15 protein-coding genes and 1 tRNA gene are annotated in these 12,567 nt (G+C 39.3%); 5 read left to right on the forward strand and 11 right to left on the reverse strand.

Annotation, left to right across the window (positions count from 1 at the left end):
• From QZ055_RS04730 to QZ055_RS04740, 3 genes are all read right to left on the reverse strand, one after another.
• A partial coding sequence (locus QZ055_RS04730; RefSeq protein WP_295824971.1) for an acyltransferase family protein occupies positions 1-434 on the reverse strand: 434 nt, incomplete at its 3' end.
• A gap of 16 nt (positions 435-450) precedes the next feature.
• Positions 451-2,265 (reverse strand): DUF4127 family protein, encoded by a 1,815-nt coding sequence (locus tag QZ055_RS04735; RefSeq protein ID WP_295824973.1) that lies wholly within the window; start codon positions 2,263-2,265, stop codon positions 451-453.
• Positions 2,266-2,393: 128 nt separating this feature from the next.
• Positions 2,394-3,041, reverse strand: a complete 648-nt coding sequence (locus QZ055_RS04740) for a trimeric intracellular cation channel family protein (RefSeq protein WP_295824975.1) — start codon at positions 3,039-3,041, stop codon at positions 2,394-2,396.
• Positions 3,042-3,124: 83 nt separating this feature from the next.
• Here QZ055_RS04740 and tadA point away from each other — a divergent pair, with 83 nt between their 5' ends.
• Positions 3,125-3,667: a tRNA adenosine(34) deaminase TadA gene (tadA, locus tag QZ055_RS04745; protein ID WP_295824997.1), complete on the forward strand. Its 543-nt coding sequence runs from the start codon at positions 3,125-3,127 to the stop codon at positions 3,665-3,667.
• Positions 3,621-3,711: transfer RNA gene (locus QZ055_RS04750), tRNA-Ser, on the forward strand. The genes tadA and QZ055_RS04750 overlap by 47 nt, the downstream gene beginning before the upstream one ends.
• A gap of 806 nt (positions 3,712-4,517) precedes the next feature.
• Here QZ055_RS04750 and QZ055_RS04755 read toward each other — a convergent pair.
• From QZ055_RS04755 to QZ055_RS04790, 8 genes are all read right to left on the reverse strand, one after another.
• Positions 4,518-5,069 (reverse strand): hypothetical protein, encoded by a 552-nt coding sequence (locus QZ055_RS04755; protein WP_295824976.1) that lies wholly within the window; start codon positions 5,067-5,069, stop codon positions 4,518-4,520.
• Positions 5,070-5,304: 235 nt separating this feature from the next.
• Positions 5,305-5,487 (reverse strand): hypothetical protein, encoded by a 183-nt coding sequence (locus QZ055_RS04760; RefSeq protein ID WP_295824978.1) that lies wholly within the window; start codon positions 5,485-5,487, stop codon positions 5,305-5,307.
• 12 nt (positions 5,488-5,499) lie between these two features.
• Positions 5,500-5,787 (reverse strand): hypothetical protein, encoded by a 288-nt coding sequence (locus tag QZ055_RS04765; RefSeq protein WP_295824979.1) that lies wholly within the window; start codon positions 5,785-5,787, stop codon positions 5,500-5,502.
• Positions 5,788-6,304: 517 nt separating this feature from the next.
• Positions 6,305-7,729, reverse strand: coding sequence for a phage/plasmid primase, P4 family (locus QZ055_RS04770; RefSeq protein ID WP_295824982.1), 1,425 nt, complete (start codon positions 7,727-7,729; stop codon positions 6,305-6,307).
• Positions 7,730-7,737: 8 nt separating this feature from the next.
• Positions 7,738-8,760, reverse strand: a complete 1,023-nt coding sequence (locus QZ055_RS04775; protein WP_295824983.1) for a hypothetical protein — start codon at positions 8,758-8,760, stop codon at positions 7,738-7,740.
• Complete coding sequence (locus tag QZ055_RS04780; protein WP_295824985.1) at positions 8,750-9,031, reverse strand: hypothetical protein; 282 nt, start codon at positions 9,029-9,031, stop codon at positions 8,750-8,752. Before QZ055_RS04780 ends, QZ055_RS04775 begins: the two co-directional genes overlap by 11 nt.
• A gap of 9 nt (positions 9,032-9,040) precedes the next feature.
• The gene (locus QZ055_RS04785; protein WP_295824987.1) at positions 9,041-9,274 is read right to left on the reverse strand and encodes a hypothetical protein; all 234 of its coding nucleotides are present in this window, start codon (positions 9,272-9,274) and stop codon (positions 9,041-9,043) included.
• Positions 9,275-9,637: 363 nt separating this feature from the next.
• Complete coding sequence (locus QZ055_RS04790) at positions 9,638-9,847, reverse strand: helix-turn-helix transcriptional regulator (protein ID WP_295824989.1); 210 nt, start codon at positions 9,845-9,847, stop codon at positions 9,638-9,640.
• A gap of 146 nt (positions 9,848-9,993) precedes the next feature.
• Here QZ055_RS04790 and QZ055_RS04795 point away from each other — a divergent pair, with 146 nt between their 5' ends.
• The 3 genes from QZ055_RS04795 to QZ055_RS04805 form a co-directional block, all read left to right on the forward strand.
• Positions 9,994-10,599, forward strand: a complete 606-nt coding sequence (locus QZ055_RS04795) for a helix-turn-helix transcriptional regulator (protein ID WP_295824991.1) — start codon at positions 9,994-9,996, stop codon at positions 10,597-10,599.
• Between the two features lie 34 nt (positions 10,600-10,633).
• Positions 10,634-11,788: a site-specific integrase gene (locus tag QZ055_RS04800; protein WP_295824993.1), complete on the forward strand. Its 1,155-nt coding sequence runs from the start codon at positions 10,634-10,636 to the stop codon at positions 11,786-11,788.
• A 279-nt stretch (positions 11,789-12,067) separates the two neighbouring features.
• On the forward strand, positions 12,068-12,567 hold a 500-nt coding region (locus QZ055_RS04805; RefSeq protein WP_295824995.1), incomplete at its 3' end, for an MFS transporter.

Here is a 12,567-nt window from a genome sequence, read left to right on the forward strand (position 1 = left end):
CGCCATAGTGGCATCATCACGTAGAACCATAGAAGGATAACCATAAAGTACAGATGATACATAGATGTACCAAATAATAGGTTAACCGCCAATGGTCCCGGATGTAAATTACCAAGGTTATGCGCCGTCAGTCCTGTGTAGAGCAGATAAAATATGGACCACGTAATATATGGAAATAGCACCACCTGAATACGGCGGTGCATAAATTCCTTATATGAGAATGGTCCTTCTACAGAGGTATGATAAAACAATCCAAATGCAGAGAGGAAGAAAAATGCTGGTACCCCAAAGCGCGATAGAATTTCTAAGACGCTAATGAGTTCTAAATTTACAAAAGGATTTTGTAGTGCGTAAGAACCTACGTGAATGCCGATTACACCGAGCATACAGAGGCCACGCATATAAGTAATTTCCGGTAAAAATGCTTTTTTCATAGCCATTCCCTATTCATTATTGACCAGGTACAACTGCTGGTGTTGGCACAAGGCGTGGACCTTGAGATGTTGTAGCCGGTTGTTTTACTACTGGAATTACAGATGCTGTAGTTTGAGCAGCTGCAGTCTTTGCTGGTTGAGCAGGTTGTGCTGGTGCAGCTTGACCATTTGCTTGAGCTGCTGCTTCTGCTTTAGCCTTAGCTTCCGCTTCAGCTTTTGCTTTTGCCTCTGTTTCACGTTTCAAGCGCAATTCTTTTTCGAGAGGTACCACTGGTTTATCGTAAATAGTGATATCTGTTTCGAATAGACGTCCCCAAGGGAATGTAGCTTTTACTGTACGAGGGTCGACTTTGAGATATTTTTCAGCGAAGTCTTGAATACGTTCACCTAAGTAGCTTTCAAGACGTTCGTTTAACTCGCCAGAGTAACGTACATTATCTGTACGAATAGAATCTTGCATGCGGTAAATATCTTTACGGATATTTGCTTGGTACGCCCAGTTATCTAAGTATTGTTGCGTCAACATCTTGCGATGACCTTCTGGGCTCATAGTTTTGAGCAATACGCCTTGAGCAATAGCATAGCCTACTGTATTACTTGCTGTATTCCAACCATTGTACGCACCGATTTTATATAACATATCGCGTTTATACAAAGCAGATACTAATGTATTGTCCGCACCATTGTTATAAGCGATATCTGCAACGCTTACGTTTACGCCAGAATCAACAGCTTGTTGAATGCGATCTACAAAAGCATTTGTAGAATTAGAAATCATCGGGAAGTTCTCAAAGCTTTCAGATTCGCCAGTGCTTGTAGTAAGTGGTGTATTAACAGCTAACAACACAGTTGGTTTGCCTTGTGTCACCATTGTGCCACCTACGGCTTCAACGTGTTGCGCAATTGTTTTATCGATAGTTTGGTCTTCATAACCTGGCAATGTTTTACCGCCACCACCGAGTGGATAAATTACGGAGAATGTTGGTTTTTCTGCACTTTCATCTGTACGAGAACGAGCCATCAACAATAAACCAAGTTGGTCAGCACCAGGGAAACTACCATATTTTTCAACAGGAATATCCTTGGAGTATTTACTTAAGTAACGACCTTCTAATGCAGATTGGGACAATTGAGATGTATCATCATGGCCCAATGCGAAATAATCGAATACCCCACTGCGAGTTTCATCGATTAACTCTTTATTAATTTTCATATTCTTTTGACGGCGATCAAACCAGTCTTGTAGGTATTCTACAGGAACAGAGGCTTGAAGGCTCATCAATTTTTGAGTTTCCTCTTGTGTTAAGGAACCAGAATCTAATTTATCTTGCAATGCTGCAATTTGGAAGATAGTAGGACCATATTCCGCATAGTATGCTGGTTCAGTGCCGCCACCACTAGCACGTGGGGAGCGCATTACAGTACCGAAGCCATAAATACGTACTTTTTTGTTGCGAGCTTTTAAGGATTCAATGCGTTTTAAACGGCTTTCCAATGTAGAAAGTGGAATATTATGTTTACGAGAGTCTACAAGACCACCATAAATAAGCGTATCTGTACTCAATACCATCACATCAGCACGGCCTGCATTTTGTTCAACCCAAGCCATGATTTGATCCGCTTGACCTTGGTAGTTCTTACCAGAAATCAAATTTTGAGGTGGTGTCAATATAGTCATACCTGCTTCGCGAGCTGTATCTACAGTATATTGTAAGCTTACAGGGCGATCATCTTGAGGTACGTACAACACGGTTTCCGCATCAATTTTAATAGATGTACCAGTAGCGATGGCTGCTGCCATAAGTGCTACTTTCAACCATTTATTCGTCATAAATCAAATCTCCTTCTGTGTAGCGAGTACTCCCGACTCGCGAAATGAACTGTTTTATAATACTCTCTTTTTCTGACACTTTTATGAAATGTTCATATGCTCAATAGTATAATTATATCATTTGACTATTATTTCGCAACTGGCTTGGTTTTTCCTACCTTAGGTAGACTCCAATTGTACTTGATGGCTAACAGACGGATAACGAGTACCACTGTGAAAGCACCATATACGGCCATACTGTCCCAACTAGATGTAACCATAAGATAATAAACAATACCCCCAATAATACTAGGCAATGCATATACATCCTCTTTCAAAACAGATGGAATGCGTTGCGCCAACATATCGCGGATAATACCGCCACCAACAGCAGTGATTGTACCGAGCAACACAATAAAGATAGGCAACTCTGGATAAAGTTTAAAACCTGCGGAAGCACCTGTTACGGTAAATGATGCTAGCCCTAATGCATCGGCTAATAAATAACTAGCACGACTACGAGGGCCCATTGCATGCTTACGGTAACGGCTGTTGTAAATCAAGAAGACGATAACGGTTACTACTAAAACAACCGTTACGTACACTACATTTCGCAGTGAGTTCGGCGGAAAATAACCGAGCAATACGTCCCGTACAATACCGCCGCCGATAGCCGTAGCCAACGCCAATACAGCCATACCAAAGATATCCATCTTCCGAGCTACCCCAACGAGAGCACCGGATACAGCAAAGGCAATGGTGCCAATCATATCAAACATATACCATATAATATCCATAATTCCCCCATATAATCTATTCGCATAACTGCGTACACTGTGATAGACTTTATGTAAGATATTATACATGAAGAGGTATGCCAATGACAAAAGACATTACTGTAGATATTGAAAATATGGATGAACGAACACGGGACGAATATTTTATGTCCATCGCTATGGAAGAAGCGCGCAAGGCTTATGAACTTGGAGAAATTCCTATCGGTGCCATTCTCGTAAAAGATAATACTATCATTTCACGCCATCACAATCGTCGTGAACTCGATCATGATGCAACGGCTCATGCAGAGGTCCTCGTAATCCGCGAAGCATGCGATGTACTCAAGCGCTGGCGGTTGACTGGTTGTACCCTGTATGTTACGATAGAGCCGTGTCCGATGTGCGCTGGAGCCATTATTAACAGTCGTATAGACCGTGTTGTATATGGTGCAAGTGATTACAAAGGAGGCGCCGTGGAATCGCTATTCAATGTGCTCTCTCATCCTGGTTTAAATCATGAACCAAAACTAGCATCTGGTGTGCTTGGTGATGAATGCAGCCAAATTATGAAAGACTTCTTTAAAGAGCGCCGTAAAGCACGGAGGAGTACCCAAGAGGCTGAAGGGTCCGCACTCGAAATGCGGTAGGTCGGGCAACCGGCGCGGGGGTTCAAATCCCTCCTCCTCTGCCAACTTTTCAAGCGTTGCTCTATGATTGCGTATGCTATCATAGGGCGTTTTTTATTAGGGTTTATCTGCTTTATCGGTGTTCCTAGATATCGTATGACAACGTCATAATTTACCCGTTCTGCCCCTTTTCTGCCCCCTTTTTAGGGCATTCGAAATATAAGGAAATACTAGCCTCGCTTAGCATAATACCCTCTTTTCTTGCCCCTTTTTATGGGGTCGGAAAACTCGGGAAATACTCCAACTCCATATAATCACCTCTAGCCCTCTCTTGATGCTGATCAACATTAAGAGGGGCTTTTATATGTTTGGATATGTTAATAGAAAAACCTTAACATTCCTTAACAATTATATACACCCCTCTATAAAAATAACGTCATCATATGTCATCAAACACTTGAGCATTATATAAAAATAACCTTAACTTTTATTAACCTTATCTTTCCTTATCAAAATAACTCAACTTAATAAAATGATGTCAACTTTTGACAACAACTCCGCATCATTCACAAGGGCATAAGAAAACCCCTGCACCATGTAACGGTGAGGGGCTTAATTCTCAATAAACGCTTATCGCATCTCCTGCTATCCTATGCGTTTTAGTTATCAATTTTTCATTACTTCCGATAATGTATGCTTATTGGTAGTAAATACGGAAGTAATTTTTCACAAGAATGGCTTAACCATACGGATAATTAAACATTACTCAAACGCATGTATATTTGAGCCGTAATTTTATGTATATTTTGATTGTTTTATACGAATTTATCGGAATAATTATAATTTCTGTGTTGTTGTGTGGTGGTGTAGGCTACTCTCTGCCATTCTCATTTATAGTTAGTTTTGCCTGTTCCACGGTAGGTAGCTCTATCCCCTTTTCGAGTATTACTCCTATGATGCGGTGTGTTTTACCTCGTGAGGGTTCTCCCCTACCCCGTAGATACACCTCTATTATATACATTATATCCTCAAAGCGTAAGCCCTGCAGGTGGTACAACGTATCATATAACCACATTTCTATAAGTACGAGCTTAGCAAATTTACTCTGCCTATCTTCTAGCGTTACGATCGTATCTGATATATCGTGCTTTTGATTAACCTGTACAGCAGTATCGCCATACTTAGCCACGCCTGCATTAACCTTGTAATTGTGAATGCTATCCCGTAGCTTTTCAATCTCTGCATTGAGTTTACTATACCCATTTAGCGTAGCTCTAATTATCCCTTTAGAGGTAGCTTTATCATCATTAATGGTTATCGTACTAGGGGCAGTATAAACAGCGCTCACAGGGGCAATTTTGCGGTTCTTTTCCCTTAGATACTCCTGCTCCTCACGGTACGCCCTATACTCTTTTGCATTCATACAGCCCCCTACATTCAACTAATAAATTTAATTCACAAAGAGGCAAGCATTGCGCCTGCATGACCTCTGACATTAATCACCATTCACAGTACCTTTTATCTAGCAAGTGTATCGAAAATCCCAAATCTAGGCATTTCTTGGGGTCTCGGCCACCGCCTACTATCAAAAATCGCTGAAAGAACCTATTAACATTTGACTTATCTATATGCTATTAACGGATAGACATCATAAATATTTATTTTTCCATTGTAAAACCATTGTACCACTCGGTATAAGCGTACTCTATTTCTTCCTCTGTTGGCTTTCGGTTATACACTTTTGTGAGAGTAATCGTTTGAGGCATCTTAGGAATATTATTAAAGTACAACTCTACGAGCCACCGTGTACGATCAATACGCTCTATTTTCCATTTCTCCATAATATGCGCCCCCTACCATTCACTAAACTGTATCGGGTGTACCTCAATAAAATAGCCACCTCGCTCGGGTTTTACTGTCATTGTTATTTCTTGTGATAGGTTCTTTTCATTTAATAACGCTATAACATGGCTCAATATGGTTAGTTGCTTTGGATCAGCCACGCAAGCATACACGCTATAAGGTACTGTACTGTTTATCATGGTTTTAATTTGATGAATAATACCACGCATATGCGTGCCACTAAAGTATTTTATAGCCTCTTCGTAGTCATCTATAAAGCGCTCTCCTGTTGTACTCATCTGTATATTTCCTTTCTAGTACTTTTTAAGGGATACTAAATACCGAATTTCACCTCTCACAGGGATAGGCGTTACCTGCATCTCAATATTGCTTAATTGTGCATCTAATCGTTTCGCTATTGCATTAACATCAGTTAGCGAAGAGTATTCTACAAAGCAGTATCTAGCGTAATCATCGCAAATAAAATTATGAACTCTTTCATCTTTCAGCATGTCTATATATCCTTTCTATCATTCACAAGCCCCATTTTGTAAAAATTGAGGTGAGAGAAGTTACATTGTAACGACTTTTAACCATAATTTAGTTACACTTTTTGTTATTCTCTGATAACCCATGCAAACATAGGAGGCTCTTGTAACTTTTGTAACCACTTTTTTCAACAAATTATATATATATTTATATTTATTTATTTATAATATTGTTTGTAAAATAGGTTACAAAAGTTACATGCAGTAAAATAGGGGCTTTTGTGAGTGTTTTTTAGTTACAAAATTGGTTACATTTTAGTTACAAGTACTAATTTTCGGTTACAAGTTGCCATGCTTTATATGGCTTTGTGCTTGCTTTCCCTCTAACTGTTCTCTCATTGATATAACCTAGTGCTTTCATGCGCTTACTAAATTCATGCTTACCTAATGACTTATACCCGCTTTCTTTAGCCCAATTCTGATATATCAAATATAAATCTCTAGCAAATACGTCCTTTGTAGATACCAATATATTGATATCCTCATCACAGCCCAATGCAGAACCGTATACAGGTGTTATTTGTACCTCTCCGTTATCGATATCATCTAAGAATTGAGCTACTTGATCGTTCTCTTTAATGTATGATGCGGTAAGGGCTGTTACTCTAGGCGGTTCAGTAAATGCACCTTGTGAGCGTAAACGCCGTAAGCCCTCTAAGGCTCTGTTAAGTAATACAGTTAGGCCTCCGCTCTTTATAATTTCTCTCACAATATGAGGCGTAGCAATAGCAGTATTACGAATACGGTTAGTCATAGGAATAATCACAAGCCTATCTTTCATACCTGTAGAGTTATCATATATACGAGGTATCGAATTACAACTAAAGAAAAGTTTTGCATGGGGTTTATAGCTGTACGGCTTTAGATGTTTAGGCTCTACGATAATGGTATCGCCTGTTACAATTTTCTTTAAACTAGCTGTATTTAAAATGGCCGTACTCTCGATATCATCGCCGATATTAGCATATTTACCAACAATCTCGGCTAGCCTAAATTGGCTCGCCCCTATATCAATTAGTGCAATATTGGATACATTACTTTCAGTTAATAGGCTTGTGAGTAGTTGCAGGAATGAGCTTTTCCCATTCCCGCCCTCGCCATACAAGATAAAGAACTTTTGAGCGAATGTATTATTCACAAGACAATAGCCTACTACCTCGTATATAAACCGCATCATGTCCGCATCATCTTCTTGGCCACCGAATAGATTAAACATAAAAGTATCTAGCTGATCATGCTCTACTTTGTCGGGGTTATACTCAACGTTTGTCATGCGTGTTGTAGTTACTATGCTATGGTCTTTCTCTAGCACCGCATCATTTTCCACATCATACAGCGCATTCTTAAATGCGATAATGTTAGTATCGATAAAGGGCAGTACGGGAGCGGTGGCCTTAATGTATTTTAAAGTCTCGCTCATTTTCCCCGAGGGTATTTCTATATCATCGGTAATATTAAAAATCATGTTATGTAGAGGCGCATCTCCGTTCACATCTAACGCCTCGTATACGCCATACAAGGGATTATAGCTGTATAACGGCGTTGTGAGCGCCTCATTGCGGTTCATAGTATCCGTTTGTTTAATGTGTACGATATTGTAACGCCCCTTAATATATTCGCCTAACTTTTTAGGGAGTATCGTACCTTTTTCATTGGTAAACTCCCATGTATCCGCTTTAACGTTTTTCCCCATATATCCCCCTAATCATAAAAACTACTGATAAATTCCTGTTGTGCTAGTATATCCGCCTCTTTACGCCTACGGTCTAAATGCGCTATAACGTGGCGTATTGTGAGTACCCTATAATACATCGGGTTATGTCCTGTATTGCCTACTTGCCATTTATCCCGTTTCGCCAAGGCGGAAAGACAAAAGATATCGTGCATCTTTTGTGCATCGCCCCTGCACCACATATATAAGATTGAAAGTAAACCCGCATCAGCTCGTGAGGCGTCTCCCCCATAGTCGGAAAGGTCGCCCTCATCAAATAGCTTTGTGAATTTATCGCCTTGCCTGCTGTTCTTGATGCGGTTAATTACGCCTAATAATTCTATTTCTAGATATACAGGCTCTAGGCTAATACCATTAAGCGCATCGCCTGCATCGCTTTGGCCATTATCTACATTATCGATAGAAAAGGTATCAAATAGCGTTTGTATAGCATCTTGCCGATATGGAATATACTCACAATCTGCTACGCCCTGCACTCTGTTTCCCGTCATGGTAAAGTATCGCCCTTGTGAATACATCTCGAACCCTAGAGGGCTATTTTTAACGCTTTGAGGGGTATCACCTTTCACAATGATATGTAACCCTGTACCCGAGGGGCTGTACTCTGTATACGATGCGCATTCAATAAATACCTGCATGGCCAACTCATCAAGCGCACCATTTTCTACATGATGATCTAGGTCTATCCCTGTAAATGGCGTACCGTCAAAATGAAAGCCTAGCCCGTCATATTGCCCCGTTTTGAGGGCATCTATAGCTTGCTTAAATGTACCGCATACGCTTTGGCTATTCCCCTGCTTATGCGTTATCGGGCTGTATGGTATCTTGCCTTTTCTCACGAGCCAATTACAGTATTTACGCATTTCAAGCGGTATATTATAATAATGACAAAGGTCGCCTTTATCGCCTTGTGAGTGGCTAGAGGTACCTCGCTTTTCCACGCTCATGATGTTACCCCCATCATGGGCGCTTTTATTTTGCCTATTTTCCATATGATCGCTCCAATTCAATTATGGTATCTATCTGTTTTTGTACGTTATTCACAGCATCAAAAATAAGTTCTGATAAATACGCTCCGTAAATATCTAGGTGGTTTACTGTAGGCGTTAACTCATCTCCGCATAATGCGTTACCTTTCTTTTCTAGGCCTGTGAGTGTATTTGTACAATCACCGATTAGCATATCTGTGCGCCCTAATAGTTCATTTAAGTAAGACATTTCGCATTTAATACTCACTAATGTGTTTAACGTTTCCCCGTTCATGATTGCCCCCTATTTTAAACTTTCCATATCTTTAGACTTTAGAAATTCCATAAATAGCTCTACATTCACAAGAGTTAGATTATGGCTAATGCGTGTTACGCCTGCTTTAAACTCTTCTGTGAGTAGCATCTCATTAATAAATTTCCCTACCGCTGTACGAGATAGGTTAAACAGTAATGTCAGTTGTTTAGGCTGTGCCATGATTGGCGTTACTGTAAATTGTGTTGTTTCTAGCTGTTGCATACAAATTTGTCCTTTCCCCGAGAAAAACAATTCATTTATTTAGCCTGTACGGGCGTTTTGAGCATCGTCTTGATGATTATACCTAAGAATATTTTTATCTATGGTAGCATTCACAATACCCGCATCAATTTCAATTTTCCCATAATAATATATGGCCACATTTCGAAACCGAAACGCATTATAAAATATTACGTTACTAGATGAGTATCGAGGCTCGAATGACCCTCTCACATCAAACCGTTTAGGAGTACCTGTAAAGCCCCCTACCTTGTGAGCGATGCAACCCATAATGGGTAGAGTGTGATTATATGATTAAAAACTATATGGATCACATTCACTCACAATATGATGCGGTGATACGCCTTAGAAAAATAACTCATCTATTGTTAGCGTATATCCTAACTTTTCAGATAAGACATCTCTAATCTTAGCCATATCATCGGCAGTAAACGGGCTTTTATTATTAATCTTTAATGTCATGCTACTTCTAGACATATCGATTTGAGATGCTAGCCCCGATTGGGTATATCCTGCACGCACAATATAGCTTTTCAAAATATTATATTTTCCCATATTTTCACCTCTTTTCTTATTTTTGTAGTGCATACACGTCATTTACACATAAAATATAGCATTTATAAATGTTAAAATCAAGAGCATTTTTCATAAAATATTGAATTTTTGCATTGTATGTGCTACATTATAACCGAGGTGATTATATGATTAAACATAATTTAAAAGTAATCTTAGCGGAAAATAATATTCGTATAAGTAAGCTAGCTAATGATACAGGTATCGCTAGAACTACGATTTCAGCATTATGCGAAAACCACTCTAAAGGTATTCAACTTGATACAATGGATAAACTATGCAGGTATTTAAAAGTAACTCCTACCGATTTATTCGTTTATGCGCCTGTAGATATAACGCCTAAAGTTTTTGACCTTAATGTAAGAGGCTATAAAAAAGATGCTACGGATAAAGATAACGCACGATCAATGGAAATACATTGCACTTTATTCTTAAATATCGATACGGGAATAGAAAGATTTAGCGAGGAGTTTAACGCTGTAGGCAAATTAGTAAACGATGGTAACTATGATAAAATCGTTTTCGACTTTAAAGCCATAGATGATGCGGAAACACAAATAAAAGTAAAAAGCATTATTGACGGTCTACCTACAATACTAAAGAATGACTTATTCCAAACCATTCGAGAAAGTATCAGCCGTGAATTAGATAAATTTAGTAAAGAGAATGCTCTAATAGAATGGGCGCAAATACTCGATTGGCCAACAGTTAATATAGATTTTATCCCGTGGTAAATTATTTTCCGCCAATATAGAAAGGCGGTTCATTATGTGGGTAGAAACACTCACAAATAGCAAGGGTACACGCTATAAGTATTGTGAGCGTTACGAGTTGCCGAATGGCGAAACTCGTAAAGTAGCTATAACGCTAAACAGTAACAGCACCTATGCACGCAAGCAGGCGAGCATAGAACTGCAAAACAAAATTAAAGATGTCATTAAGCAATTACATTTAGATCCTAATATCACGATGTACGAGGTGGCTCAATTATGGCTAGAACATACCGAACCTACGGTAAAGATAGCTACCCATATTAACCATACGCTACACGTTAAAAAGATTTTTACCTATATTGATACTAGTATTCCTCTTGTGAAAATAACGCCTATCATGATTGAAAACATGATACATAACGTGTATTACAAAGAGGAGCTATCCTATTATTATGCTAAGTCGATACTCACAACAGTACGGGCAATATTCCGCCATGCAAAACGTAGACGGATAATACAAGATATCCACGAGATAGAAGATATCAGCGTTAAGAAAAAGCCGTTTACGCATACCGAGATAGCTAAAAAACAAAACAAATTCCTTGATGCGGTCGAACTTAAAAGCGTACTCTCTCAACTCACAAAGCTAGCGCCTAGAGTAGCCCTGCTCATCGAATTTATGAGCTTAACAGGTTTACGCATTGGCGAGTTATTAGCATTACGCTATTGTGATTATGACGAAAAAAAAGCTACCATTAATATAAACGGTACATTACAGTACTTTTATAAAAACGGTAGCGATATAAAGCGAGGTACTCCAAAGAATATATACTCTGTGAGAGATGTAACCCTAGATGCTCGATGCGTTAAAATACTAAACTCGATCATAACAGATAATAAACGCCAATCATTATGGTTTAAGGGCTACGAGGAACAGGGCTATATATTTACGGCAAAACGTGGCAACCCCTATGACATGCAATACATCAATAAGCTATTAAAGCAGGTACACATAGAGGGTAAACATTTAACAACTCATATCTTTAGGCATACTCACATAAGCATATTGGCCGAGTTAGGTATACCATTAAAGGCTATCATGCAACGAGTTGGCCACAATGACCCTGCTACTACGTTAAGCATTTACACGCATGTAACGCAACATATGAAAAACGATATTGTAGAGAAACTTAATAGCCGTAACAGATAAGGCCTGCCCCTTTCTTGCCCCTTTGTGAATACAAGCGCTCACAAAGCTAGCAACTAAGCGAATAAATGGCTCTATTCTGTTCTTCTCTGCCAACTAAACTATATAAAGCGCTAACTATGGTTAGCGCTTTTTTTGTATCTATATTGACTCAACAACTTATATAACTCTATTGTTACCTATATAATTAATCTATATTTATCAATACTTTGGTAACTTTATGAGTTATAATATACACAAGATATAATTTCTGCTATTAAATAGACTCAAGGGGACACCACTATGAAAAAATATTACCCTTATCTCATCACATTGAGTCATATGATTAATGACTCTTGTCAAAGTGTATTGCCTGCCCTCTTGCCACTGTTCATTTATACCTATGGACTGAGTTTGGAGCAAGCAGGTTTTCTTATTTTAGCTAATACAGCATTATCGTCATTATTACAGCCATTACTAGGCTATATTTCAGACAAGATCAATCAGCCACGGCTCATTGCCTTTGGTGTTTTATTATCCGCCTGTAGTACAGGTATGATGGGCTTTGTTACCTCTTATGAAAGCCTCCTTGTTTGCGCCACCTTAGCTGGTGTAGGTTCCTCTATCTTCCATCCAGAAGGCGCGAAGATTATGAACCGCCTCGGTGGTGGCAAAAAGGGTAAGGCCATGGGTACCTTTGCCATTGGCGGTAGTTCTGGCTTTGCCTTTGGTCCACTCTTTGCAGGCGCCATCGCCTATACAGTAGGTCCACATGGATTAGCTGCTTTTACAGTGGCAGGCAT

It is taken from the genome of uncultured Veillonella sp. (assembly GCF_905209685.1).
GTDB lineage: Bacteria > Bacillota > Negativicutes > Veillonellales > Veillonellaceae > Veillonella.